The organism is Aminobacter sp. DSM 101952, from assembly GCF_001424795.1.
Classification (GTDB): domain Bacteria; phylum Pseudomonadota; class Alphaproteobacteria; order Rhizobiales; family Rhizobiaceae; genus Aminobacter; species Aminobacter aganoensis.
The window spans coordinates 80,523-105,246 of sequence record NZ_LMCL01000006.1; the positions used below are offsets into that span (position 1 = coordinate 80,523).

The 24,724-nt window shown below is 59.8% G+C and carries 21 protein-coding genes and 2 pseudogenes; 16 read left to right on the forward strand and 7 right to left on the reverse strand.

Translation table 11 applies throughout. The features are described from left to right. Positions 1-4: 4 nt before the first annotated feature. A complete protein-coding gene (locus ASC75_RS07665; protein ID WP_162244908.1) occupies positions 5-685 on the reverse strand; it encodes a LuxR family transcriptional regulator in 681 nt (226 codons plus the stop codon). 168 nt (positions 686-853) lie between these two features. Here ASC75_RS07665 and ASC75_RS25325 point away from each other — a divergent pair, with 168 nt between their 5' ends. Continuing rightward, positions 854-1,066 (forward strand): helix-turn-helix transcriptional regulator, encoded by a 213-nt coding sequence (locus ASC75_RS25325; protein ID WP_082496450.1) that lies wholly within the window; start codon positions 854-856, stop codon positions 1,064-1,066. A gap of 23 nt (positions 1,067-1,089) precedes the next feature. Here ASC75_RS25325 and ASC75_RS25330 read toward each other — a convergent pair whose 3' ends face one another. Continuing rightward, positions 1,090-1,323: a helix-turn-helix transcriptional regulator gene (locus ASC75_RS25330; RefSeq protein ID WP_082496451.1), complete on the reverse strand. Its 234-nt coding sequence runs from the start codon at positions 1,321-1,323 to the stop codon at positions 1,090-1,092. A 130-nt stretch (positions 1,324-1,453) separates the two neighbouring features. On the opposite strand from ASC75_RS25330, the gene ASC75_RS07670 reads away from it, so the two are divergent. Next, positions 1,454-2,212: an IclR family transcriptional regulator gene (locus ASC75_RS07670; protein WP_055972569.1), complete on the forward strand. Its 759-nt coding sequence runs from the start codon at positions 1,454-1,456 to the stop codon at positions 2,210-2,212. A gap of 267 nt (positions 2,213-2,479) precedes the next feature. Beyond that, positions 2,480-3,505 (forward strand): pyridoxal-phosphate dependent enzyme, encoded by a 1,026-nt coding sequence (locus tag ASC75_RS25335; RefSeq protein WP_348271282.1) that lies wholly within the window; start codon positions 2,480-2,482, stop codon positions 3,503-3,505. Here the strand turns inward: ASC75_RS25335 and ASC75_RS07675 are convergent. Together ASC75_RS07675 and ASC75_RS07680 are read right to left on the reverse strand one after the other, a co-directional pair. Then, on the reverse strand, positions 3,435-4,517 hold the full coding sequence (locus ASC75_RS07675; RefSeq protein ID WP_055972572.1) for a pyridoxal-phosphate dependent enzyme: 1,083 nt from the start codon (positions 4,515-4,517) through the stop codon (positions 3,435-3,437). The genes ASC75_RS25335 and ASC75_RS07675 overlap by 71 nt on opposite strands. Next, positions 4,514-5,485 carry a kinase gene (locus tag ASC75_RS07680; protein ID WP_156381153.1) on the reverse strand — a complete coding sequence of 324 codons (972 nt, stop codon included), beginning with the start codon at positions 5,483-5,485 and terminating at the stop codon, positions 4,514-4,516. Before ASC75_RS07680 ends, ASC75_RS07675 begins: the two co-directional genes overlap by 4 nt. A 590-nt stretch (positions 5,486-6,075) precedes the next feature. On the opposite strand from ASC75_RS07680, the gene repA reads away from it, so the two are divergent. From repA to ASC75_RS07700, 5 genes and pseudogenes are all read left to right on the forward strand, one after another. Then, on the forward strand, positions 6,076-7,266 hold the full coding sequence (gene repA / locus ASC75_RS07685) for a plasmid partitioning protein RepA (RefSeq protein ID WP_055972575.1): 1,191 nt from the start codon (positions 6,076-6,078) through the stop codon (positions 7,264-7,266). After that, positions 7,266-8,288, forward strand: coding sequence for a plasmid partitioning protein RepB (gene repB / locus ASC75_RS07690; RefSeq protein WP_055972578.1), 1,023 nt, complete (start codon positions 7,266-7,268; stop codon positions 8,286-8,288). Before repA ends, repB begins: the two co-directional genes overlap by 1 nt. Positions 8,289-8,443: 155 nt before the next feature. Next, on the forward strand, positions 8,444-9,652 hold the full coding sequence (gene repC, locus ASC75_RS07695; protein WP_055972581.1) for a plasmid replication protein RepC: 1,209 nt from the start codon (positions 8,444-8,446) through the stop codon (positions 9,650-9,652). A gap of 75 nt (positions 9,653-9,727) precedes the next feature. Further along, the gene (locus ASC75_RS25340; RefSeq protein WP_082496452.1) at positions 9,728-9,976 is read left to right on the forward strand and encodes a type II toxin-antitoxin system VapB family antitoxin; all 249 of its coding nucleotides are present in this window, start codon (positions 9,728-9,730) and stop codon (positions 9,974-9,976) included. Further along, positions 9,976-10,378, forward strand: a pseudogene (locus tag ASC75_RS07700) (type II toxin-antitoxin system VapC family toxin). Before ASC75_RS25340 ends, ASC75_RS07700 begins: the two are co-directional and overlap by 1 nt. Before the next feature lie 30 nt (positions 10,379-10,408). Here the strand turns inward: ASC75_RS07700 and ASC75_RS07705 are convergent. Further along, the gene (locus ASC75_RS07705; protein WP_082496453.1) at positions 10,409-11,644 is read right to left on the reverse strand and encodes a site-specific integrase; all 1,236 of its coding nucleotides are present in this window, start codon (positions 11,642-11,644) and stop codon (positions 10,409-10,411) included. Positions 11,645-11,781: 137 nt separating this feature from the next. Here ASC75_RS07705 and ASC75_RS07710 point away from each other — a divergent pair, with 137 nt between their 5' ends. Together ASC75_RS07710 and ASC75_RS07715 are read left to right on the forward strand one after the other, a co-directional pair. Then, on the forward strand, positions 11,782-12,723 hold the full coding sequence (locus ASC75_RS07710; RefSeq protein ID WP_244487779.1) for a DUF1403 family protein: 942 nt from the start codon (positions 11,782-11,784) through the stop codon (positions 12,721-12,723). A 2-nt stretch (positions 12,724-12,725) separates the two neighbouring features. Then, positions 12,726-13,414 (forward strand): annotated as a pseudogene (locus ASC75_RS07715) (SMC-Scp complex subunit ScpB). Positions 13,415-13,621: 207 nt separating this feature from the next. On the opposite strand, the gene ASC75_RS07720 reads toward ASC75_RS07715, so the two are convergent. Further along, positions 13,622-15,949 (reverse strand): mechanosensitive ion channel family protein, encoded by a 2,328-nt coding sequence (locus ASC75_RS07720; RefSeq protein WP_055972592.1) that lies wholly within the window; start codon positions 15,947-15,949, stop codon positions 13,622-13,624. A 649-nt stretch (positions 15,950-16,598) separates the two neighbouring features. Continuing rightward, complete coding sequence (locus tag ASC75_RS07730) at positions 16,599-17,372, reverse strand: GntR family transcriptional regulator (protein ID WP_082496467.1); 774 nt, start codon at positions 17,370-17,372, stop codon at positions 16,599-16,601. Between the two features lie 337 nt (positions 17,373-17,709). On the opposite strand from ASC75_RS07730, the gene ASC75_RS07735 reads away from it, so the two are divergent. The 6 genes from ASC75_RS07735 to ASC75_RS07760 are packed head-to-tail and all read left to right on the forward strand — an operon-like array spanning position 17,710 to position 24,681. Continuing rightward, positions 17,710-19,344 carry an ABC transporter substrate-binding protein gene (locus ASC75_RS07735; protein WP_082496454.1) on the forward strand — a complete coding sequence of 545 codons (1,635 nt, stop codon included), beginning with the start codon at positions 17,710-17,712 and terminating at the stop codon, positions 19,342-19,344. A 59-nt stretch (positions 19,345-19,403) separates the two neighbouring features. After that, complete coding sequence (locus ASC75_RS07740) at positions 19,404-20,444, forward strand: ABC transporter permease (RefSeq protein WP_055972600.1); 1,041 nt, start codon at positions 19,404-19,406, stop codon at positions 20,442-20,444. Next, the gene (locus ASC75_RS07745) at positions 20,444-21,286 is read left to right on the forward strand and encodes an ABC transporter permease (protein WP_055972720.1); all 843 of its coding nucleotides are present in this window, start codon (positions 20,444-20,446) and stop codon (positions 21,284-21,286) included. Before ASC75_RS07740 ends, ASC75_RS07745 begins: the two co-directional genes overlap by 1 nt. 1 nt (position 21,287) lies before the next feature. Next, the gene (locus ASC75_RS07750; RefSeq protein ID WP_244487780.1) at positions 21,288-22,967 is read left to right on the forward strand and encodes an ABC transporter ATP-binding protein; all 1,680 of its coding nucleotides are present in this window, start codon (positions 21,288-21,290) and stop codon (positions 22,965-22,967) included. Then, positions 22,964-23,926 carry an NAD(P)-dependent oxidoreductase gene (locus ASC75_RS07755; protein ID WP_055972603.1) on the forward strand — a complete coding sequence of 321 codons (963 nt, stop codon included), beginning with the start codon at positions 22,964-22,966 and terminating at the stop codon, positions 23,924-23,926. The genes ASC75_RS07750 and ASC75_RS07755 overlap by 4 nt, the downstream gene beginning before the upstream one ends. Further along, positions 23,923-24,681, forward strand: coding sequence for a 3-oxoacyl-ACP reductase family protein (locus ASC75_RS07760; RefSeq protein WP_055972607.1), 759 nt, complete (start codon positions 23,923-23,925; stop codon positions 24,679-24,681). The genes ASC75_RS07755 and ASC75_RS07760 overlap by 4 nt, the downstream gene beginning before the upstream one ends. Positions 24,682-24,724: the final 43 nt, after the last annotated feature.

Here is a 24,724-nt window from a genome sequence, read left to right on the forward strand (position 1 = left end):
CGGATTACAGCTCGATTTCGCCTCGTCGCAGCGCTTCTGCGACGGTGTGAACCACATTCGTGGTGTCGAGCTTGCATCGGGAGTTACGGTAATGGGTATTTACCGTGCTTTCGGAAATCGAAAGGATGTTGGAGATTTCCCAGGCTGTCTTACCCAGGGAAGCCCATCTGAGGACTTCTCTCTCGCGCGGTGACAGCGGAGCAAATCGCGGACTGGTGCGGGCAATCAATCGCCTGGCCGCGGAATGGGCATGCCTTGCCAGAGCATGTGCCGTGCAGCGGGCTATTGGGGAAAGTCCGATCTCCTCGCCAGCCATGGTGACCACTGCCGGGTTTCCGGTCCCCAACCCGATCGGAACGCACAGCCCCTGCCGCAACCCAAAATCGCCGGCTTCTTCCATTACCCGCCGCGAGGCCTTGCAGAGATGGCGTTTTGCAACCTCCTCCCAAAGGAAGGGCACTTCCGTGGACCGGCTTATGAGAGCGCAAGGGTCATTTCGATAGTGCCCGGCATTCACATAGCGCTCATACCATTGTCGGGGCCACTCGTTGATCAGGATGTGTTGTTGCCACCGCTCATGTTCAGGCCTGGGCAGGTTTGTGATCAGGCACGCGCTGTAACCGAACCGCGTTAGCCCCTGTCTAAGGCGCTTGACGATTTCATTGACCGACCCAGCCTCGCTCATTCGCGCCGTTGTCTCGAATATTTGTAGAAGCTCTCTCTGCATCTGTAACCGTGTTTGGAGTAGGTGAGACAGAGATGTATGGAGAGCGCCCTTTTTCAAGTTGGGCCTTATTCATTTATTACTATAGTATGTATATGTATATGTAGAAAATATGCTGTTCTCGAATCCATGAAGTTAAGGTCGGTTTTTGCACGAAACCTTAGGATGAGGCGTTCAGCTTCGGGTCTGACGCAAGGGCAATTGGCGGATCTATGCGGCCTCGATCGCAATTATATCAGCAAGCTCGAGCGTGAGGGCAATTCCCCGACTGTGGATACGCTCGAAGTCATTGCGCTAGCATTGCAGGTCGAAGTGGAAGTGTTGATCAGGCGCGCCGGATGAACTGCCGGCTGCAAATGCCGTATTCAAACGCCTTCGGCGCGCCGGCCATTTGGGGTGCGGATTAGCTGGTCGACAGATGTGCCGAGCGAATCTGCAAGTTTAACCAGGGACAGTATCGTGATGTTGCGCCTGCCTGCCTCGAGGCTGCTGATATAACCTCGCGTGAAGCCCGAACGGAACGATAGCTCCTCTTGCGAGAGACCCAATTCTCGCCTGATCCGCTGTACGTTGAGCCCGATTGCTACACGTATATCCATGCGGCCTTGTCGACCGCATGTTCATTATAGTGCGACCCACTATAGTGAACATTCCGATTGACTTGGCGGTTGATTGGTATCAAAAGCAAGTGTCATTTATCGAAACACCACTCTAATTATAGGAACAACAATGAGTGGCTCTCTCTCCCTCGAACGGGGCCTTGCTGTCCTCCGGCTCCTCAAGGAGAACGGAGCCCAGGGAGTGCGCGAGATGTCCAGACGCCTCGACCTGAGCCCGGCTGCAGTACAGCGCCTCCTTAACACCCTCTCCGAACACGACTATGCCGAGCAGGACACCGAAAGAAGGTACCGGTTGGGTGCGGCCGTGCTCGGCTTGGCATATGGAGCGCAAGATCAGAACCGGCTGATCAGGTCCAGTCAGATTGAGCTTGAGAACCTTGCCCGGGCACATGGGTTCAATTGTTTTGCCGGTGTCCGGCGCGGAGCTGCCGCCATTTTGCTGCTGTGCGTCCAAGGCACTGGCCCAATCGTCATCCGAGCCAATCCCGGCGACCCGTGCCTTCTGCATACGACGGCTATCGGCAAGGCACTGCTTGTCGGAATGAGCATTGCAGAGATGCGAGAGCTGATTGGCGAAGGACCCTACGAGCAGCGAACGCCCCGGTCGATCACCGGATTGGAGAAGCTTGCGTCCCAGATCAGACTGGCGCAATCGGTAGGTTACACCACATCCCTCAATGAGAGCATCATGGGGGTCCTGTCGTATGGCTCGCCCATCTTGGATGACAGCGGCCAACCTGTTGCGGCCATTTCCGTCGCCATGCCACGCGACGCCATTTCGAGGGCAAGGTTTTCCGAAATTGGTGACCTCGTCAAAGATGCTGCAGATCGCATCGCGGCCAAGCTCGGCCACACCTTGGCTCGATAAATTCTCAGACGCCAGATGTTCTTACTAAGTCCCGTTCTTGGGGGGAGCGTGATGGATTCGGACTACTCGTATCAGTGCCTGCGTTGCTCGAGCAGGTTTCCGCATTCGTTGGTCATCGACTCGCGAGGTTGTCCGCGATGCCATCACGAAGCTCCTTCAAACCTTCAGGTAGTGGTTCCGCAATCTGGTGCATTGGACCGTGGTTACGCACCTGCCAGCTCTCTTTGGCGATTTCAAAGACGCCTCCCCTGTTCGTATGATCAGGCGGTGTCTCTTGGAGAGGGACTGACACCCCTGCTCTCGGCAGAAAAACTCGGCCTGACGGTCGACATACCGCGCCTTTGGTTGAAGGATGAGGGGCGCAACCCGACATGGTCGCACAAGGATCGTTTTTCGACGCTAGCGGTATCGATGGCGCGCTTGCGCGGCTCGAAAATCGTCGCCACGGCCTCGTCGGGAAACGCCGGCGCTTCGTTGGCAGCCTACGCGGCACGAGCCGGGCTTAAATGCGTGGTGGCGACTTTTGCAGGTGCAGCCACACCCATGGTGCAACAGATTGCAAAATACGGGGCGCAAATTGTCCCCTTCTCTTCCAAACCTGACCGCTGGCGGTTCTTACAGGAGGGGATTGCGCGACATAATTGGTGGGCATGTTCGCCATTTCTGGCGCCGGTGGTTGGTAGTCATCCGGTAGGTATCGAGGGATACAAGACACTCGCTTATGAAATAGTCGAGCAGTCCAATGGCGAGGTCCCTGATTGGTGTGCACTGCCGGTCTGTTACGGTGACGCCTTGTCAGGGCTCTGGCTTGGCTTCAAGGAGCTCCAGCGGGAGGGAGTAACAGATCGGCTTCCCCGGCTCATTGCTGCAGAAGTCCACGGCTCGCTCGCGCATGCGCTTTCGCATGGCGGCGACAGAATTCACGCACTGAGTCCTGGCTTTCAAACATTGGCAGTCTCGGTCGGCGCTGCTCAAAGCACATATCAGGCGCTTTGCGCACTTCGTGAATCCAAAGGGCTGGCAGTTCCCATCGGCAACGACGGAATGATAGAGCTTCAGGAAAGCATCGCCGAGAAAGAGGGGGTCTTTGCGGAGCTTGCCTCTGTGTTGCCTGTGGCTGCCATAGCCTGGGCTCGAAGGCGGGAGATCATCAAGCGTTCTGATCGGGTCGTAGCCGTCTTGACCGCAAGTGGTCTCAAAGATCTGGATCGAAGTTCAAACGTCAGTCTCCCCTCCCCGTTTGGGTCGACCGAGGAGGCTTGGCGATATTTCGGGACAGGTCGTCTTTCGTAGCTTCTGCCATTTTGTTCACTAGCATTCGCCGTTGCCAATCCAGCATCGTCCAACTGCCCTCGCCGTGTTCCTGCGGCCGGTCCAGCCTCTGGGGGCTGCGCAGTTCGCAAACCGGCCAGCCGGCGAGACTGCTCAGCCATTCGTCATTGTAGACGGTCTGCTGATATCGACCTCCCTCATCGGGTAATATGACTGCGGTTGATGCCGTGGGATTTCGGCTCGCATACCATTGAGCTACCAGCGCGGCGGCACCGCTTGTCGGACCTAGATAAGCTCCGAACATGGTGTTGAGGTGTCGGGTAGCCATGAAGGCCTGAAACGCACCGATCCAGTGGACTTCATCGATCTCGTTATGACGAAGGTTTGCTGGTACCAGGCTGTTGCCGAGACCGCGAAGAAGACGAGCGCCAGGGCGATGCCCGAAAAGTGCGCTGCGATTGGTGTCAACTGCGATGACATGGAGATCGGGGAAAACCGATCTTAGAAAGCCAGCGGTGCCGCACAACGAGCCTCCCGAACCTACAGTGCCGACGAGGCAATCGATCTGTCCGTTTGCGCGGACCAGCAATTCTGCTAACCGCGCATAGGAAGCTGGATTGTCGGGATTGTCGTATTGTCTTGGCCAATACGTGCCTGGCCTTTGGGCGATGAGCTTTTCGATGATTGAAAGGCGACCCCACTGGTCACCCGACGCCGACGGATCTTCATTCACAATCAACTTGGCGCCGAGTTGGCGGATTCGCGCAGCGAAGGGCAGATCGATCAGGCTCGACGCGGTGACCAAGGTCAATGGATAGTTCCGCTCCGCGGCCAACATGGCCAGCGCTAGACCTAATGATCCAGATGACGACTCTATGATGCGCGCGCCCTTGTCGAGTGCTCCTTCTTGCTCTGCACGATCTAGCATCAGACGTGCCGGCATCAGCTTCATCAGCGCAAAGCTGGCGGCGATCAGATTGGGTGCTAGATGGAAGAGTCTCGGCGTCTCATAGGCCTCGAGGAAGGAATTCATGGCTGCACCCCGTCGCTGAAAACGGAATAAGCTGACACGGCACCGAACCCTTCGGCTTGAGCGGCGCGGGCCGCACTCGTCAAATGACGACGCGCCTCTGGTTTGGAAGCGTCAAACAGAATCCCTATAAGCGAACCGCTATGCGATACCTGCACTCCACAGGCTTCGTGCAGCCTGCTCAATTGCAGCGCGGTTTCAAAGCCGGCTTGGGGTAGATATTGTTGGCTGATTGTGGCGCTGGCGGTGGCGACACGGCCGAGCAAGGCGGCGTCCTGATGTTCGATGGCGTGGCGTGCCAGTCCACGGATAACGCTGAACTGCAAGATCTGCGCGCTGGTGTATCGGGCCCTCGGGAGCTTGAGTGTGTCGACGACTGATGCCGACCTGTGTCCCAGGCTGAGTAGGTAGAGTGGCGGGAAGGATCCGCCCAACGGTTCAATTACGGTCCCCTCTCTCTGCGCAAACAAGACGGCCTCGTCGCCGAACACCGTGGAGTCGCTAGCGAGTTCAGCTGCTACAGCCAGCCTGCCGATGGTTGCCGGACGCAAGAAGGCCGAGCACGCGGATACGACTGCGCGTATGGAGGCAACAACATCGGCGGTGGACGAACCATATCCAAAGCCAACGGGGATGGAGCTTTCGATGAGCAGGTCTCCGCCGAGTTGACTGTGGCCGAGCCGTTGCAAGGCAAGTTTTGCAGCTCTGCGCGCTTTCGTCTTCCCCGACGGCTGGACGCGTACCGTTCCACCGCTCGATGGAACAAATCGGGCATTGGTGCTGAGAGCGGGAAGGGGCAAGGTAATCAGTCCGCGAATAAGTCGCTTGCCATGTCCTTGGAATACGCCCTGCAGCAATTCTCCGTGATGGCCGATCGCGTGGCCTGTTCCGGTTCTTGGCACCTTATCGTCAACAGTTGCGAAGGTGGGGTCGGACATTGTCGCCAGCCAGGTTGAAAACTTGCGCAACATAGGTGCTTCAGTGCGGAAGTCGCCTCGTCAAATTTGAGGATGGTGTTTGTAGGACGTGACCGCGATGTTCATCGGGACGTCGAGTTGCCCGCGGGCAACTTCTCTGACGGTTTAAGTGCATATCCGATCGCGAATGGTTGACGACTAGGCAGGCCGGGTCTGTCGACCAAAGACAGCTTAGTGTTTTGTCTTGGATGCGAGTTGCCCGCGGGCAACTTTTGGCAATTCGAGTTGCCCGCGGGCAACTTTTGGCGATGCGAGTTGCCCGCGGGCAACTTTTGGCGACTAAGCGATGAGCGAAGGCCTATGAGTGCCTTGCCCGTCAGCAAGAAGGAAGTGGAATGCCGCTACAGGAGATGGAAAAGCCTTTGCGGTGAAGGCGTCGGGTAATCGAGTGTTCTGGAGGGCAGGCGTCCGAAGGCAACTGTAAGGCCTGGCCTGGATTGATCGTGAAGGGGGCAGGTCGAAGCGGCATGACGCCTCGGGGGGCGTTATGGTTAAGCGTTTGTCAAATCTTCACGAATCGGGCCATATTGTAACTGCGCAGTTTGGCTTTTTCTTTCGCGAAATGCGTAGTTCAAGGTTCAGGGATGTTGCAGAGCAGGATACACCAAGAGCAGGAGCACCTTCCGTCGATGTTGTCCGCGGATTCGCGGGAACTGTCACGGCAGTTGCAGCTCCATCAGCAGAAGATATTTCCTCCTACGTCCCAGAAGACGATCAGGCAGTTTACGCCTGCCGAGGCAGCCTACTATATCGGGATAGGCGAGGGGTATCTTCGACAGGTCGCATCCGAAGGCCATGGGCCTGAGCCCTTGGCCAATGGCCGGCGCGTCTATTCCCCTGAGGACATGGACCGAATCCGGGCCAGCCTTGACGAAAAGAACAGCACTCAGAAATACGTGCCCATACGCCGGGCTGGCGAGAAGCTCCAGGTCGTCGCCGTGATGAACTTCAAGGGCGGATCAGCCAAGACCACAACCTCCGCTCATCTTGCCCAGTATCTGGCCATACGCGGATATCGGGTGCTCGCGATCGACCTCGATCCGCAGGCATCGCTTTCCGCACTGTTTGGGCATCAACCCGAATTGGATGTTGGCGAAGGAGAGACCCTCTACGGCGCCATCCGATATGACGAGCCACGTTCGATCGCCGATATCGTCCGGGCTACCTACACACCCAATCTCCATATTGTTCCTGGTAATCTTGAACTGATGGAGTTCGAACACGAAACCCCGACGGCCATTGCTTCCGGCACAGCAGAGTCGATGTTTTTTGCCCGTATCGGTGAGGCTCTTGCACCTATTGAGAGCCTTTACGATATCGTTGTCATTGATTGCCCGCCGCAATTGGGTTTTCTGACAATGTCGGCGCTGTGCGCGGCAACTTCGGTGCTGATCACAGTACACCCGCAAATGCTTGACGTCATGTCGATGAGCCAGTTCCTGGCTATGACCAGTGAACTAATGGCCGTGGTCGAGAACGCAGGCGGCCGCACGAGTTACGACTGGATGCGCTACCTCGTTACCCGCTTTGAACCCAATGATGGGCCACAAAGTCAGATGACAGGTTTCATGCGAGCGATCTTCGGCAACCGTATGCTTCAGTATCCCATGCTCAAGTCGACGGCGATCTCCGATGCAGGCGTGACCAAGCAGACCCTTTACGAAGTTGACAGAGCTCAGTTCACCCGAGGCACGTATGACCGGGCGATGGAGTCGCTCAACCAGGTCAACTCGGAAATTGAGACCCTCCTCAAGAGCACTTGGAGCCGGAAATAATGGCTCGGAAGAACCTCATCGAAGTATCCGAAAGCACGGCTCTCTTGCGGCCTGCTGAACCGCTGGCGGCATCACGGCCGATCGCAGGCCTGGCTGCTTCTGCCCCGCGAGCCAACGCTCCGATTGGTGGCATTGCGAAGACGCTTGGCAATATCACACAGAAGGTGGAGCGCGTCCAAGATCTCGAGCGTCAAATGGCTGAAGGCCAAACGGTCGTCGAACTCGATGCTGCCCTTGTCGACGCATCGATTGTTCGCGACCGCTTGACCATGGATCCTGTTGAACTCGCTCAACTTGTCGAACAGATCAGGGACCATGGCCAGCAGGTGCCGATCCTTGTCCGTCCGCATCCCGATGCCAAGGGACGCTTCCAGGTGGCTTACGGACATCGCCGGTTGGCCGCGGTCTCGCAGCTTGGCCTCAAGGTTCGGGCTGTCGTGCGGAACCTGTCGGACGACGAATTGATCGTAAGCCAAGGTCAGGAAAACAATGCGCGGGCAAATTTGTCCTTCATCGAACGCGCGCTCTTTGCGGCCCGCCTTGAGGACCGTTCTTTTTCGCGCGATGTCATCATGTCTGCGCTCGGCATCGAGAAAACAGCGGTATCCAAGCTGATCAGTGTCGTGCGCGAGATCCCGCTTGAATTGATCGAGGCAATAGGCCCTGCTCCCGAAGTGGGCCGCCGCCGCTGGACGGAACTGGCGGAGATCATGAAGCCGTCGGCACTGCCCGCGCTTCTCACCTATCTCTCTCAAGCTCAAGTCAGGGAAGCGCCGAGCGATTCCAGGTTCCAGGCAGTGTTCGGAGAACTCACGAAAAAACCATCCAAGCCACCCGCTCAAGCTGAGCGTTGGGTAGCCACGGACAAAATGGTGAGCGTGACCGCAAAGGCGGCCGGCAAGACCTATACCCTTGCTCTTAAAGACAAGGACGCCGCCGGATTTGGCGGCTGGATTTCAGAGAACCTCGAGCGCCTTTACGAGGCGTACAGGGAGTCTGGGAAAGTGAAAACAGGAGACTGATCGCAAAAGAAAAAGGCCCCCAAACGTTGCCGTCGTGGAAGCCCTTCTCATTGGTTTAGCAACTAGAGAATCGCATTTCCCCGAATCACTGTCAAGAGTCATGGCACCGAAACGGTGAGCAGATTTCTTTTGCCTGATTGAAAGGCGAAGGAACTATGATCGAGCATATCTCGACGACGCCCTTTGGGCGGCGGTCGCTGTCGCTTGCCATGGTGGCAGGGCAATTGGCGGCCGACAGCTGTGCGCCGGGCGCCAGCGCCAACAAGTGGCAGGTGTTTCGTGCCGTGTGCGAGGCCAAGGGTTTGCTGGGCGCCAGCGATCGCGCCCTGGCCGTGCTCAATGCGCTGCTGACCTTCCATCCCGACACGGATCTCGTCGAAGGGGAGGGGCTCGTGGTGTTTCCCTCCAACGCGCAACTGGCGCTTCGTGCGCACGGCATGGCGCCGGCGACGCTGAGGCGACATCTGTCCGTGCTCGTGGACTGCGGCCTGGTTGTCCGCCGCGACAGCCCCAACGGCAAACGCTACGCCCGCAAGGGGGCAGGTGGCGAGATCGAACAGGCCTTCGGCTTCGACGTGACGCCGCTTCTCGCACGCGCCGAAGAGTTCGAACGCATGGCCGAAGCCGTCAGAGCCGAGAGGCGCGCCCTCCAGCTTTTGCGCGAGCGCATCACCATCCTGCGCCGGGACATTGCCAAGATGATCTCGTTCGGCCTGGAAGAGGGCATTGCGGCCGACTGGCAGCGCCTGCACCTCGAATATCGTGGGATTGTCGCGCAGATTCCGCGCACCGCGAGCCGGCTTGAGCTGGAACCGGTAGCCACAGAACTGGCTGCGCTCGCCCAGGAGGTGCGTAACGCGTTGGAAAGCCACGTTAAATCACAGAAAACAAGCGCCAATGAGTCTCATTTCGAGCGCCACATACAGAATTCAAATACACAACCCCATGAACTTGAACCCGGCCTCGAAGAAGACCAGGGGGCAAGCGTGGCGCAAATGCCGGAAACCAGGAGCCAGCCGCCGACGGGATATCCGCTTGGCATGGTGTTGCGCGCCTGCCCTGACATTGCCGATTACGCACGAAACGGCATTTCGGGCTGGGCGGATCTGGTGGAGACGGCAAATCTGGTGCGCGGCGCACTCGGCGTGAGCCCGGATGCGTGGAACCAGGCTTGCGAGGCAATGGGGGCGGTGGATGCCGCGATCATGGTGGCGGCGATGCTGCAGAAGGGTGAGGCGATTGCCAGCCCCGGCGGCTACCTGCGCAGCCTGACCGCAAAGGCACGGGCTGGCGAGTTTTCCATCGGGCCGGTGCTGATGGCTTTGCTGCGCGGCAGGGGAGGGGGCCAGGCACGAACCGGGTGATGAGGGAGGTGTCTTGCCATCTTCTGCCATCTTGCTAATAGCGCACGCGCTATATGCCGTGAAAGGAGGCCGGCCATGGCTGAACCACAACTTTTGATAAGGAGCGCTCGGGCTCGCGACTTGGCGCATAGGCTTGCCCGACGTGAAAACCGTACGATCGCCGAAGTCGTGGAACGTGCCCTCGAATCCTACGAAGTGCGCGAAGCAGGGCGTGAACCAGCGTTGGCCTTCTACACCCGACTGAGTGCGCAATCTGGCACCGACATTGACCTTGAGGCCACAATTCGTGCACATCGGCATCCGCATCAGGGCGTCGATCTGTAATTTTTGTCGATACGTACGTCGTCTCAGAGACTCTGAAGAAGTCGCCGAATGAGCCGTGATCGCATGGTTGATCCGGCACGATGCCGAACTGGCGCTACCAACCGTGACGATAGCCGAAATTGCCTTTGGCATTCAGAAGATCAGGCCAGACCAGCGCGCCGATCGTCTGGACTGTCAGATTGGCGACGACGCTTTGCCGACCGAATCTTCGGGCTAACAGAGGAGGCGGCGCTGGCCTATGGGGAAATCATGGGTGCTGCGTCACGCCAAGGCCGCCCCATGTCAGGGCCTGATGGAATGATCGCGGCGATCGCGCAGGTTAACGGTGGCCAACTGGCCACGCGAAATCAGAGCGATTTTGGCGCAACGGGCCTCGTCTTGATCTCCCCTTGGGAATTCTGACCTGCGTTGAACGAAGCAGGATAAACTGTTTTAGAGCCCGCTTGCCTTGGTCAGGTTGACGCGGAACCGGTCGCGGCGACGCTGATATTTGCGGGTCATTTCGGCGCTGGCATGGCCGAGCTGCTTCTGGATATAGCGTTCCTCGACCTCTGCCGACGAGGCCAGCCCGGCCCGCAGCGAATGGCCGGCGAAAAGCGTGGCACGCTCACCTTCGGCCAGATCGCCGCGCACGCCGGCGGCGAGCGCCGTACGCCTGACGAGACGGGCAACTTCCTGATCGTTGAGCCGTTCGGCGCCGACGTGCTTGCCCTGTCCGGTAACGCGGCGGAACAGCGGGCCATGGGCGATGCGGGCAAGATTCAGCCAGGTTTGCAGCGCGACCAAGGGGCAGGTGATGTCGGACGAGCCACGGCCGATCTCGACCTCGCGCCAACCGGTTTTTCCCCTCAGGGTCACCAACAGGCCCTTTTCGGGGAAGATCTCGATCCAGCCTCGGCCATCCGATGTCTGGTCACGACCGCAATCGAGACCGACGATCTCGGAGCGGCGCAGGGCGCCGGTGAAACCGATGAGCAGCATGGCGCGGTCGCGCAGGCCCCGCAACGTGCCACGATCCAGCGTTTCGAGCATGGCCATCAGATCCTCCGGCAGGATCGCCTCCTTCTGCCGGGGCGGGCGGGCATGGCTGTTTCTGATACCGGCCATGACGGTGGCGACGGCGCGATGCTTTCTCTCGAGAGAAAGGCCGCGTTGGGCATAGTTCCAGCCCAGCGACGACAGCCGCCGTTCGATCGTCGACACGGACTTCTTGTCGCCGCCTGAAGCGGAGCCGGAGGCCAGGGCGGTGATGTAGAGACCGACGACCTGTGGGTCGGGCGGCATGAGCGAAAAACCCTGGCGCCGGGCCCAGTCGGAAAAATGCTTCCAGTCAGCGGCATAGGCCCTACGGGTGTTGGCGGAACTCGCCGCCTCGACATAACCGCGCGCTCGCTCGGTGAGATCGCCGAGATGTGCAGGCATCTGGCCGGCGAACTTAGTTTCGGCGGGCTGCAGGGCAGGGGATGGTCCGTCGGACAGGGGCACGCGGACATCATCAATCTGCCGCCCCATCGCCATCACGACATCGACGATGTCGGGCAGATCTTCTGCCGGCGAGCCGCTGTCAGGGCGATCGTGGTCTAAATCGCCGTTCTCGGTCGTGCGCTCTCGTCGAGCGGAGTGGTGTCCAGTACGGTTTTTGCGGTTCTGCTCGACGTGAGAGGCCATTTCGGCAGTGGAACACAATATGATCGATAATTCAACATTATCGTTCTTTATTCCGAGATGACAGGCTGTGCGTTTGTATCGCAAATAGGTGGTAAAAACCGCACGGTCGGTTTAGGCTCTTCGCCATGACTCGCCCCATGCCGTCCGTCGAATTTGCTCCTTCGTTGCCGACCGTGCCCGGCTGGGCGCGTGCGTCGCAATCAGTGGCCGATCCCGCCGAGGCAGCATTCTGTGCCGGCGCGGCACTCCAAGCGCTCGACCAGTTGGTGCGAAGCGAACCGGTCTGGGCTGGTGCCTGGCGCCAGCGGCTCGCCCTGAAATGTGCTGCCAATGCCTGCCGGCAAGCCGGACGCAGCGAGGACGAGGCGGCGCTGCGCGACGCCTGGTTGCTGCGCAAGGGTAACGACGATCCCGGTCCGGCCGGCAATCTTTTTGCAGCCTGGCGCCTACTGGCGGTGCACGCCCCGGTGATCGATGGGCCACGCCTTTCAGCGGTGGTCGAAAAACTGGGCCTGCGCTGGGACGACGGCCTTGCCGGATTGCCCGAAGCGGTTGACGAATTGGTTCGAAACGGACCGGCGGCACCCTTTGCCGTGGCGGCGGTGATGGGACGCGTAACGCAGGCAGCGCCATCGGCAGAACGGCTCGCCTGGTGGTTGGGCGACTTGACGCTTGCCGCCAAGCTGCGATGGCCCCGGCCGGTGCCGCTTTTGATGTCCCAGTTCTTTTCTCCCGCACTTCGTTCGGCCGAAGGCCGTGGCCAGAGGATAGGGCCTCTTGACGATGGATTTGGCCGCGCCCTTTGCCTGGCACTCGGGCAGGCGGTAGTGGAGGCCTGCCGGCAGGCGGCTGACATGTCCCGCCGCGCCGACCGGCTGCAGTCGGTCGTGCCGAAGTTGCGCGCCAAGGGAGCGGGTGAGGTGGTCCGCAAGCTGTTCGATGACGACGCCGTGCCGGGTACGCTGGTGACCGCCAACCTGTCGCGCTTTGCCGCACGGCGGCTGTTCGAGCGGCTCGAGACGTTCGAAGCGGTACGGGAGCTCTCCGGCCGCTCGAGCTTTCGGCTCTACGGGCTGTGACGATGACCGATGCCGGCAGACCAAAACGGAACAGCGGACAGCAGACGCGGCCGGGCGGCTGTTTGGTCGACATCGAGTTGGATCACCTGCCGCCCGAACTGCGCTGGCGCGAGTGGATGGGGCGGGTCGAGGCGGTGATCTTTGCGGCAAGCGCGCCTGTGCCACGAGCCATCCTGGCGCGGGTTGTCGGCAAGGGCTGCAACCTGGATCTCATCATCGACGACATTCGGGCCGAACTCGCGGGGCGCCCCTACGAACTGGTGGCGGTCGCCGGCGGCTGGCAGCATCGGACGAAAAGGGCCTTTGCCGATGCCATTCGCGCGGCATCCGTCGTGGACGGCGATGTCCGCCCGCTGTCGCAATCGGAGGCGCTGACGCTGATGTGTCGACTTTTTTCGGCAAGGAGGTGAGCCGCGACCTGATTGCCACCTTGCGTGCCCAGGACTTCATCGCATCGGGTCCGCGCGCGCCGCAGCCCGGAGCGCCCTACACCTATGTGACGACCAAAGCCTTCCTGTCGGAGTTCGGCTTCGAGACGCTGCAGGACCTGCCCGACTTCGCGGCGCTGGAAGACGCCGGGCTGCTCAGCAAGGAAAAACTGCTGGTGGGGGATTTGCCGGTTGGCTTGGTGAGCAGAGAAGATGACGACGAAGATGACGCTTCAGGCGCCACGGTTGTTCAGGTCAGATAGGCGAGCTGGTGCGGCGATGCATTTGGCAGCCTTGTGGCAGATTAGAGTTTCATCGGGCACGCCTTCGCGACCGCCGAGCAGTATCAAGATTGGTCTGTGCCGCCGCCCAGTCGAGCGGCATGCGTTCGCAACTTCAACCACCGCTTGACCTGACATCAGCACGGCGCGGTGCTGTGAGAGCCGGCTGTTCCCGCTCTGGCGCCGTGATCAGGCCGTCGCCTGGTTCGCGGCGGCGAGTGTTTCCTGGCGCAGGCGGTGGACTTCGGCCGCCGCTGCCTCAGCCTGGCCGTCGCCGGCGTGGCCGCCGACCTGGACTGTGGGTGTGGCGAATTGGATGCCGTTCGCTTTGAAGTCGAGCTTGATACGGTTCATGATCTCGCGGCGGATCATGAACTGCTCGCCCGGCTTGGTGGTAAAGCCGACGCGCACGACGATGGCGTATTCGCCGAAATCCGAGACGCCCTTCATCTTGAGAGGTTCGAGCAGGATGTCCTTGTATTCCGGCTTTTCGGCAACTTCAGCGCCGATGCGCTTGATGACCTTGCGCAGTTTTTCGAGGTCGGTGTCATAGGTAACCGACAGGTTGAACTTGATGACCGACCAGTCGCGGCTCATGTTCTGCACGGCGCCGAGTTCGCCGAAGGGAACGGTGGTGAGCGGGCCGCGATGGTGGCGCAACTTGACCGAGCGCAGCGAAAAACTCTCGACCACACCCTTGTACTTGCCGGTTTCGATATATTCTCCGATGCGGAAGGCGTCGTCCCAGAGATAGAAAATCCCCGAGATCAGGTCCTTGACGATGGTCTGGGCGCCGAAGCCGATGGCGACACCCGCGACGCCGGCGCCGGCGATCAGCGGACCGATATCGACGCCGAGGCTGGTCAGCACCATCATGACGGCGACGGCTGCAAGGGTGATGGCAAGGATATTGCGCAGGATCGGCAGCAGCGTGCGGATGCGGGCATTGCGGCCGCGCTCCTCGTCGGTGAGGCGGCGGTCGAGCGGACCGTCGGCCATCCGTACGGAAATCTCGGCCTTCAGGAACTGCCAGGCGATATCGGCGACCAGCAGAACGGCGATGGCCTGGGTGATGGCGTGGGCGACGCGGCTAACCAGCGTTTCGCCGGCACCCATCATTCCGGCGGCATCCACGCCCGCGGCGGCTGCGACCAGCCACGCGCACAGGATGATGACAGCGCCCCGCGCGCCGCGTTCGCCGATGACAAAATGCATACTGGTGGGGCGCTGCGTCTCGCTGCCACCGTGCAGGCGGGCGACGACCGCCGTTGTCAGCCGCAGGAGCGAAGGCAACACGAGCGCAACCAGGCCTGCCCAGAACAAGAGGTGGAGCCCCGCCATCCAGACGACCATCAGCAGGATCATCGTGGCCGTCGCCAGCCAGGACCAGATCTTGCGGGTCGTCTCGCCGTGGCCGGACCGATGGGGGCGCGACCAGACCGCCTCGACGGCAATGGCAAAGAGGCCGAAATCGAAGGCGAACATGACGAGCAGCGTCGAGCCCTGCGAAAAGCCGAACACCCGCATCAGTTCCAGCACGACCCAGCCGACGACGAAGAAGCGAAGGGCACGCTGGAGCCGCGAGAACCAGTAGCGGGCCCGCTCCGGAGTGATGCGCGGCGCGGGCGCAAGGTCACCGGCAAGCACCGCATCGGCGGCTGGTTCGGGCGGTGATCCGGTGGCCACCGCCGGCACGGCCTCCATCGAGACGGCTTGTACCGGAGAGGCTGCCGCATCCAAGCCTTGCGGCAGGGCGACCGTTTCGGCGGGGCCGGTCTGTTCCGGTACGGGCAGCGCCTCCGCGGCGGGTGGCGGGCGGTCGACCGGCTGTTCGAGCAACCAGACGATGTAGGTGCCGACGAGGCCGCCGAAGCGGGTGACGAGGGCGGCGATCGCCAGGATCAGCGCCGTCCGCTGCAGCAGCGGCGGCCAGGCGACGATGGCGAGCGGCAGCAGGGCGCCGAGGGCAAAGCTGATCGCCTGGCCTGCGGCATGGAGGCCCGTCGGCACCAAGCCCACTGGATCGGCATGCTGCCCCGCTCCCGTGCGGCGCCAATGCCGGCCGGAAAGGTGGTTGAACAACCGTTCGAAGCCGATGGCGAGCACGGGCACGAGGAGCAGGAGGGCAAAGAGGCGCAGTAGCCCACGCTCGGTGACTTCGGCCCGAAGCCGCATCAGGGCGGTACGGGCGCCGCTGCCAAGCTCCATGCTGCCCTGCATCGCGGTCTCGATCCGGCGCTGGACGACATCGAGCCTTTCGGCGACGTAACCCGTCTGCATCATCGGTCCGACGCCGGCGGCCGGCGTCTCCGCAACCTTGGCCTCGCCTTTTCCGGCAGTGTCCAGCCAAGCGGCGACGCCGGGGTCGGCGAGCAGGCGAGAGATCTCGCGCAGCTTGTCCTGCGGCGACGTCCCGGCATCCTGGGCCAATGCCGAATGGGCAAAACCGGAAAGCAGGAGGACGATCGCCAGGAGGCGTGCCTTGCCTCGCAAGAGGTCGCGGATTGCGATAGCCATGTGCTTTCGGATCCCGATCGCGTTTCGCCTTCGTCGCCCTGCGGGTGGCGCCTTCGGAACTGGCTAGCCAACCCATCGGGTGACCTGCGAATATTAGTGCATGCCGAGCCTGTCGGCCATCGCCCGATTTGCACTCGGTTTGTTGCGACCAGTGCGAATTTTTATCTGGCGCAGGACGAACTGGATCACCCCTGCCGCCTGACCTCCGCGGGAAAGGAGGGTAAGCTGCGACTTGATCCCAACGAGGTCAGCGAATAGGGCGGTTGCCGCGACCGTCTTGAGTATTTCGTCGCGGTTAGTTCCAAAGGCGGCGGATGCCAGCCTGCACACAGTTGGAAAACCATCTTTCCGGGCCACACGCCGGCGCCTAAAACTGTGCCGTCAGTCGCGGCCAGACAGTCTCTGGCAGTAGCCGCAGTCCAGCCAAGCGCGCTGCGGGCAAAAGCGCACCTGCCCCATTCCGTTGCGTCATAAAACGTGTCACAGGAATCATGGTACTTCAAGCTTAAAATATCATGGGCCGGCAGGCTTTTTCGATCGGAGAGTGGCGCACGACAATTTCAAGCATAAGGAAATGGTGAATATCCACCGAGGGCGTGCAATCGAATGTCGCCAATGACAGGAATCCGCCCGCAACCGACGGCATAGTCTATCTGTCGGAAGCTCCACGGAGCCAGCCCATTGCGTCGTCGAACGACGACTCCGGGGTCGCCCTATCGAGCTTTAAATCCTTCTCGACATGGGTCAGATGCCTCAGCATTTCTTGCGCGGCGGCGGCTCCGTCACCTGCCGCAATGGCATCAACGATGCGCAAGTGTTCGTCGCGGGGACAGGCGTCGTCGTGCTCGGCATATAACAAGACTGCGAGGCAGGTCAGCGTCTGCAACTGGGTCATTAGTCTGCGCAGAACCTGATTTCCTGAGAGTTCAGCAAGTAAAAGATGAAATTCCCCCGTCAAGCGGACAAGAGTGCCGCGCTGACCCGCGAGCCGAGCTTCATTCTCCTCCGCGATGTGCTTCCTCAATTCGACTAACCCGAACTTGTGTGGTGCCGAGGCCAAAACCCGCACGATCTCCGGTTCGACTAACCGTCGCACGAAAAGGATATCGCGCGCCTCCTTCCGGCTAGGTGAGGCGACGGTAGTACCCTTGTTTGGGGACTTCACCAAAATCCCGTCCTGCGCCAGCCTCGCAACGGCTTGGCGTACAACAGTCCTGCTGACATCGAATGTAGCGGCAAGTTGCTCTTCCGTAATAGATTCGCCTGCTGGGAGTCGCTGTTCAAAGATCGCCTGCAGTATCCGCCGCCGGATTTCTGCTTCCGTCCTACCGCGCGACTTTTCAAGCAGAGGGAGCTTGCCATCTCCTACGCTGCCTGTGTCCGCCGGCTCAAAATCTGCGCCTATGGGCTTCGCTTCATTCATCGTCATTCTCTAAAGGCGGGTTTTCGGCTCCGCCGATATTCCTTTGGTGCCAGCGGCTTGCCTTGTTCGGCGTTCGTTGTTTGTAACGGCTTTAAGTTTGGGCTTTCATTTTTGCCTTGACAAGAGGCTGTGAGCTCCTCAGTTTTATTGTGCACAATGTAGAGCACAGTGCAAATAGCTGCAAGGCGAGGAGGAATGCGGCAGTTGGGGCTTCGCCGGTGCCGCGCTAATCCGCATCGCATGGAAGCAGACATGGCTCAGGATGGCTTGGGCTTGCTGCATCAGAATGGGAAGTCGCTACGCTTCGTGGTGCGTGGCAAACAATTGGGAGGAACCAATGGGCAAGACAAGTTTCTTGGAGAGTGGAGCCTTGGGCGCTATTTTCCGGTCATCAGCAAATCTTCTTTCTGGCACCATCATTGCTTTAGCTGCGGCAGCCTCAGTGCCGGCTTTCGCGCAGGACGCTTCGACTACGCTGATTGTTGCGGGTCCCCGGACCCCGGAATCGCTTGATCAGGAATATCCTCCGACCGAGGCCGGCCACGAAGCCCGCCGCAATATCTACGAACGCCTTCTCGCCTATGCATCGAAAACCGGGGACGATGGCATAGTCTATGAAGATTTCAGCAAAATCGTAGGTGCTCTCGCAGAAAGCTGGGACGTGTCGGACGACAAGACGTCGATTACCTTCCACCTGCGCAAAGACGCCGTCAGCACCGCCGGCAATCCACTCACTGCCGACGACGTGATGTGGTCGTTCGAACGCGGTTGGCAGCTGAAGGCGAACTTCCGTTGGTACATGACGCAGGTTCTCAAGATCGAATCTTTCGAACAGGCCTTCGCTAAGGTCGACGAGCATACGGTCAAGGTCACAATCCCCAATTCGTCGCCGCTAATTGACCGTCTCTGGGTCAACAATGACCTGGGCATTCTCGATGCGACCGAGATGAAGAAGCATATTACCAACGAGGATCCGTGGGCTTCGACCTGGCTTGCGACCCATTCTGCTTCCTTTGGCCCGTACGGTGTGACCAAGTACACGCCGGGCCAGGAAGTCGTGTATGAAGCCAACGCCAAGTACTATCGCGGCGAGCCCCGCCTCAAGAAGGTCATTTTCCGGGAGATGCCCACGTCTGCGAACCGCGTTGCGGCCTTGCAGGCGGGGTCTGTCGATGTCGCCGAATATCTGCTGCCTCGTGAGCTCTCGCTGGTCGAAAAAATGCCGAGCGTAAAGGTTTGGAAGGTCTTCGGGAACTACATCCATCGCGTGGAAATGAACAACGAAATGGAGCCCTTCTCGAATGTGAAGGTGCGTCAGGCGCTAAACTATCTGGTTCCTCGTGAGGGCATTCTGAAGGCGGTCTATTTCGATACTGCGCGCATGACAAAAAGCCCCATCTCCGAAATCTACCCCGGTTTCACCGACGAATATTTCCAGTATTCAACGGACCCGGTGAAAGCCAAGGCGCTGCTCACTGAGGCCGGCTATCCGGACGGCTTCAAAACCGAGCTCGGCTATCGCACCGGCGATCAGATCGAGGAAGAAATCGCGGTCATTCTGAAGAGTGCCCTGGCTAAGGCTGGCATCGAAGTCACCCTGTCGAAATTGCCGGCCTCGACCTTGGTGGAGCGCTATAGCAACGGCAAGATCCCCATGTACTTCTTTCGCGATATGGCGATCGTTCCCGATGCCGCCTATGTCGCCAATCTGTGGCTCAACAGTGCCTCGCTCATTAACTATCCCCGCTTCAAGACCGAGGAAGTCGACAAGCTGATCGACTCCAGTCTCACCAGCATCGACGAGCCGAAGCGCCTCGAGGATATGCGTCGAGTGCAGCAAATTACAGTTGAATCTGCGCCTTGGATATTCCTGATGAATCCTGGCTACCAGCTCGCGACACGGAGCAACGTGAAGGGCTACTCTTGGTACACACCTAACGCGAACAGCTGGTTTGATTTCTACAAGGACTAGCGTCGCCGCGCGGAGGTTCGCCTCCGCGCACACGACCAATCGCAGCGAGCGTGAGAAAAATGACTCTCATCCAGTACTGGCGCGTGCTTCCGCGCCCCCTCAGAATCATCGCGGGTCGTCTAGTTATGATCGTGCCACAGATGTTTGGCGTGATGCTCGTCACCTTCTTGCTTGTCCGGCTGCTTCCAGGAGATCCTGCGCTCTTGATGCTCGGCAACATGGCGACCGAAGAACAGATCATCTCGTTGCGTGAAAAGCTGGGCCTCAACCTCAGTCTCTACGATCAGTTCATACAATATGCAGGCAACGTCCTGCATGGTGATCTCGGCGTCTCGCCCTTCACTTCGAACCCGGTAGCCGTGGATCTTCTGGAGCGGGCGCCAGCCACGTTGGAACTCATTACCTACGCCATGCTTCTCACGATCCTGATCGGCGTGACGCTCGCGGTGATTTCGGTGGTCCGCCCTCGAGGCCCCATTGACTACGGCAGTCGCGTTTACGGACTTGCGGCAGGTGCCATACCCGACTTCTGGGTCGGCTTATTGCTAATCTACTTCTTCTTTTATGTACTCGGCTGGGCGCCCGCTCCTTTCGGGCGGGTCGACGCCATGGTCACACCACCGCCCACGGTGACCGGCTTTTACACGATCGACAGTTTGCTGGCGGGAGATTTTGCCGCGTTCTTCTCGGCATTGGGTCGATTGCTGCTTCCGGTACTGACGCTCGCCATCGTCAATGCGGGAGCGCTCATGAAAATGACGAAGACCGTTTTCGCGGACGCCTATCGCAGCGAATTCATCCGACATCAACGCGCCTGTGGCCTCTCGGAGCGCACCATAGTCCGTAGCGCCTTGCGCAACAGCTTGCCCCCGATCATCACCCTTGTCGGCTTCTTGTTCGGCTTCTTGCTCGGCGCCGCTGTTCTCGTAGAGACGATCTTCTCCTGGGGTGGCCTCGGCCAATACGCCGTGCAGGCGGTGATCAACAGCGATTACCCCGCACTGCAGGGGTTTGTTCTTGTGGCCGCTGCCTTCATCCTCGTCGTCTATCTAATCGTGGATATTCTCTACGAACTCGCTGATCCAAGGATCAAAGTGTGATGAAAAAAAACGGTATTGTGTTGCGGTTCCTGCAAAGGCCGAGCGCCGTGATCGGACTGACGATCCTTGCTCTCCAGGTTATCGCCGTGATCTTCGCCCCTTGGATTGTCCCCTATTCGCCGATCGAGGCAAACCCGCTCGTCTCGCTTGAGGCGCCTTCGGTTGCACATTGGCTTGGCACGGACGTGTCGGGCATGGATATTTTTTCGCGCATTGTCTACGCGACGCGGATAAACCTGTTGATCTCGATTACGGCGGTCATCGTCGCGTTCGTTATCGGCGTACCGCTCGGATTGCTGATTGGTTACTACCGTGGCCTGCTCAGCGCCACGGTGATGCGCCTGTTCGATTTCATCCAGTCCTTCCCGGTCTTCGTGCTGGGAATGGCCCTCGTTTCGGTCATGGGCCAGGAAATCTGGAACGTGGCCATCGTCCTGGCGGTCCTGTTCATACCAATGTTCGCCCGGCTTATCCGGGCTGAGGTGCTTTCGCTGCGCGAACGCCCCTTCATCAGTGCCGCCCGATGCAGCGGCGCGACCGATTTATCGATCATGTTCCGCCATATACTGCCCAACGCCATGACGCCGGCGATCGTCCAGATCTCTATTTCCATAGGCATGGCCATTCTGCTGACAGCGGGGCTTTCCTTCGTCGGCGCTGGCGTGCGCATGCCGACTCCCGAATGGGGACTGATGGTGAGCATCGGCGCGCAGCAGATGATCCTTGGCGTGTGGTGGGTTGCCCTGTTTCCCGGACTTGCAATCGTCCTTGCCGTGCTGTGTTTCGCCCTACTTGGTGATGCCGCCCGCGAGGTCGCCGACCCAACAGCACGGAGGCGCTGATATGTCCAAAACCATGTCTGCCAATCAAGAAACCCCGTTGCTCGTCGTCCAGAATCTCAGTGTCCAGTTCGACGGAGCGGACAGGCCTGCACTAGATAACGTGTCATTCGGTCTCCGCCGTAATGAGGTTCTCGGTATCGTGGGCGAAACCGGGTCGGGCAAGTCCGTCCTGGCGCGTGCACTAATGAACCTTTTGTCCGAGAACGGCCGCATCACCGCTGGAGACGTTTTGCTAGACAACCAGTCGATCCTCGGCATGGATGACGCTGAATTGCGCCGTCTTCGCGGCGGCCGGCTTGCACTCATCGGCACCAACGCCAAAGCGCTGCTCGATCCGGTTGAGACCGTCGGGTCGCAGATTGTGCGCGTTCTGCGCGCCCACCGCGGTGGCTCGAAGCGGACGGCGTGGCGCGAAGCCGTCGATATGCTCGGCAAAGTGGGCATCGTCAATCCGGAGCGTCGTGCCCGCGCCTACCCGCACGAACTTTCCGGGGGCATGGCGCAGCGCGTCGTCATCGCTATGGCAATGATCACGTCTCCCCAGGTCGTACTCGCCGACGACGCAACACTCGGGCTTGATGCTACCATCCAAGTTCAGGTCCTCGACCTGCTCGTCAACCGCTGCCGCGAGCTAGGGCTTGGCGCAATCGTCATCACGCACGATCTCGGCATAGTCGCCCATTTCTGCGACAAGGTGGCTATCATGCGCGAGGGCCGTATCGTCGAGATCGGACCCGTGGGCAAGTTTCTCTCAGGCCCGACGCAAGTCTATAGCAGCGAACTCCTCGACGCAGCCAAAGTACGCCCAACGCCCATCGTCAGCAAAACCCCGGAGCAAACTACTGGCGTTAAGAGCGCCACTTTGCTTGATGTGGCTAATTTGGTGAAGCACTTCCCCATCCCCGGAACCAACGAGGTCGTGCGGGCGGTTGACGACGTATCGTTCTCTCTGGCGCGCGGCGAGACTCTTGCCCTCGTGGGTGAGTCAGGGTCGGGGAAGACTACTATCGGCCAGTGTCTTGTACGTCTGCTGACTACGACATCAGGCCGTGTCACCTTCGACGGCGACGATCTGATCGGCATGAGCGAGCGTGAGTTTCGGCAGCATCGCCGGCGCATCCAGATGGTCTTTCAAGAGCCTTATGTCGCGCTCAATCCGCGCTGGCCTGTCGCAAGCCTTATCGGCGAACCGCTGGCGCTGCTGTCTGCAACGGGGTCGGTCGACAAGGCCAAACGGGTTCGAGAATTACTCGATGCGGTTCAACTGCCTGCGCGGCTGGTGGATGCCTATCCGCACGAACTGACTGCTGGCGAGCAAAAACGCGTTGGTATTGCCCGTGCCTTGGCGACGCGCCCTGATTTCGTGGTCTTCGACGAGCCGACCACGGCGCTCGACATCCGGGTACGGGCTCAAATCATCGACCTTGTACGTGAGCTTCAGACGGAGATGGGGCTCTCTGCGCTCTTTATCACACACGACCTGAATTCGGTGCGCTCGCTGGCCCATTTCGTTTCGGTAATGCGTCATGGCAAAATTCTGGAATATGGCCCGACAGAGACGATCTTTGCGTCTCCGCAAGAGGAATACACCAAGACGCTGCTGAAAGCCGAACTGCCGATCGAACAGAGCCAGGCACAGCGCGAGCGGGGCGAGAAGAGGCTGACAGGAGCAATGCGGTGAGAGGTGCAGAGAAGACAGTCCTTGTTACCGGCGGAGCAGGGTTGCTTGGCAACGCCGTGCGCACTCTTCTGGAAGAAAGGGGCACAGAGGTGATTGCCGTCGACAGGATCGACGTCACCGGCGACGGCAGGCCGCTTACGGTCTGCGACATCACCGATATACACCGCCTTCACGCTGTCGTGGTGGGCCGCGATATTGGCGGCATCGTGCATTGCGGTGGTTTTTCTGGGCCGATGGTCGAACGTGCAAATCCAAATGGCATGGTACAGGTCAATGTCGTTGGTACGGCGAACGTTCTTGAGCTGGCGCGTATCCATTCCGTCCAGCGTTTTGTCTTTTGCTCTTCGACCAGCGCATTCGGCAACACGGAATCCGAAAACGGGCAAACGCCAGAGCCCGTGCCTGAAGACGTGGCGCTGTGGCCCTCGAGCGTGTACGGGGCAAGCAAGGTCGCAGGCGAGCAATTGGTCTCGACCTACGCACAGCAATACGGGCTAGACGGAGTGAGCCTACGGATCTCCTGGGTTTACGGACCACGCCGGACGACCGATTGTGCCATCCGAACGATGATCGAAGATGCCCTTGCCAGCCGGCCCACGCATCTGCCCTTCGGTCGGAACTTTCCGCGACAATATATTCACGTCGATGATGCCGCGCGGGCATTGGTCTCGGCACTCGACAAACCCAGCCTGCCGCGCCGTACCTATACGGTTACCGGGGGCACCTTTCTCACGCTCGGCGAGATCGGCGATATGGTCGCCCGGGTTCTGCCGAACGCGGAGATCAACCTCGGCCCGGGCTCGGACCCGGTCGACGATGTTCAGGGGCGGTTCGATATTTCTGCCGTCGAGCGAGATCTTGGCTTTGCGCCGGCCATCGGCCTTGAAGATGGCATCCGCAGCTATGCGGCGTGGCTTTCGGCGCACGCAAGTGGACATCTTGAAAGGACAAGTAATTGAAGGACCCGTTCAGGCTTGATGGAAAGACCGCAGTGGTCACCGGTGGCAGTCGTGGGATTGGCGGCGCTATTGTGGAGCTCTTTGCTGCACGCGGCGCCAAGGTCGTTTTCTGTCACTATGGTGACGTCAAGGGCTCTGCGGCACTCTTGGAAAAGACCCATTTGTTGGGGTTGCCTGTCGATGGCATCGAATGTGACGTTGCCGACGAAAATTCGGTGAAGCGTTTAACGAACTTTGCTTCGGAACGACTTGGTCACGTCGACATTGTCGTCAATAGCGCTGGCATCGGCGGCGACTGTATGTTCGTGGATCTCGATGTTGCCTCCTTCGACCGAATGCTCGCCGTACATCTGCGGGGAACCTTCCTCGTCACGCATTCCTTTTTCGGCGGCATGCTCGAACGACGCTGGGGACGTGTTATCAATGTCGCCTCTCAACTGGCTTACAAGGGCGCTCCTGGTCTTGCACACTATTGCGCGGCCAAGGCCGGGGTTGTGGGCTTCACGCGGGCACTGTCTTACGAAGGCGCGCCGCATGGAGTGCTGGTGAATGCCATTGCTCCAGGACCGATCGAGACCGAACTTCTCATGAGTCTGAGCGACGAATGGCGCGCGATGAAGATGGCCCAATTGCCGATCCGGCGGTTCGGTCTCGTCGACGAAATCGCCCCGACGGCGCTCCTATTGGCGTCTGACGCGGGGTCCAACTACGTCGGCCAGACGCTGTCCCCCAATGGCGGGGACGTAATGATCTGACGCCGCCGTATCCGGCGAGGCGGAAGTTACCACATTTCAGAAA

Coding starts and splice junctions, on each gene's coding strand:
- ASC75_RS07665 (WP_162244908.1), bottom strand. CDS start 685: ATGAGCGAGGCTGGGTCGGTCAATGAAATCGTCAAGCGCCTTAGACAG.
- ASC75_RS25325 (WP_082496450.1), top strand. CDS start 854: ATGAAGTTAAGGTCGGTTTTTGCACGAAACCTTAGGATGAGGCGTTCA.
- ASC75_RS25330 (WP_082496451.1), bottom strand. CDS start 1,323: ATGGATATACGTGTAGCAATCGGGCTCAACGTACAGCGGATCAGGCGA.
- ASC75_RS07670 (WP_055972569.1), top strand. CDS start 1,454: ATGAGTGGCTCTCTCTCCCTCGAACGGGGCCTTGCTGTCCTCCGGCTC.
- ASC75_RS07675 (WP_055972572.1), bottom strand. CDS start 4,517: ATGAATTCCTTCCTCGAGGCCTATGAGACGCCGAGACTCTTCCATCTA.
- ASC75_RS07680 (WP_156381153.1), bottom strand. CDS start 5,485: ATGTTGCGCAAGTTTTCAACCTGGCTGGCGACAATGTCCGACCCCACC.
- repA (WP_055972575.1), top strand. CDS start 6,076: ATGTTGCAGAGCAGGATACACCAAGAGCAGGAGCACCTTCCGTCGATG.
- repB (WP_055972578.1), top strand. CDS start 7,266: ATGGCTCGGAAGAACCTCATCGAAGTATCCGAAAGCACGGCTCTCTTG.
- repC (WP_055972581.1), top strand. CDS start 8,444: ATGATCGAGCATATCTCGACGACGCCCTTTGGGCGGCGGTCGCTGTCG.
- ASC75_RS25340 (WP_082496452.1), top strand. CDS start 9,728: ATGGCTGAACCACAACTTTTGATAAGGAGCGCTCGGGCTCGCGACTTG.
- ASC75_RS07705 (WP_082496453.1), bottom strand. CDS start 11,644: ATGGCCTCTCACGTCGAGCAGAACCGCAAAAACCGTACTGGACACCAC.
- ASC75_RS07710 (WP_244487779.1), top strand. CDS start 11,782: ATGCCGTCCGTCGAATTTGCTCCTTCGTTGCCGACCGTGCCCGGCTGG.
- ASC75_RS07720 (WP_055972592.1), bottom strand. CDS start 15,949: ATGGCTATCGCAATCCGCGACCTCTTGCGAGGCAAGGCACGCCTCCTG.
- ASC75_RS07730 (WP_082496467.1), bottom strand. CDS start 17,372: ATGAATGAAGCGAAGCCCATAGGCGCAGATTTTGAGCCGGCGGACACA.
- ASC75_RS07735 (WP_082496454.1), top strand. CDS start 17,710: ATGGGCAAGACAAGTTTCTTGGAGAGTGGAGCCTTGGGCGCTATTTTC.
- ASC75_RS07740 (WP_055972600.1), top strand. CDS start 19,404: ATGACTCTCATCCAGTACTGGCGCGTGCTTCCGCGCCCCCTCAGAATC.
- ASC75_RS07745 (WP_055972720.1), top strand. CDS start 20,444: ATGAAAAAAAACGGTATTGTGTTGCGGTTCCTGCAAAGGCCGAGCGCC.
- ASC75_RS07750 (WP_244487780.1), top strand. CDS start 21,288: ATGTCCAAAACCATGTCTGCCAATCAAGAAACCCCGTTGCTCGTCGTC.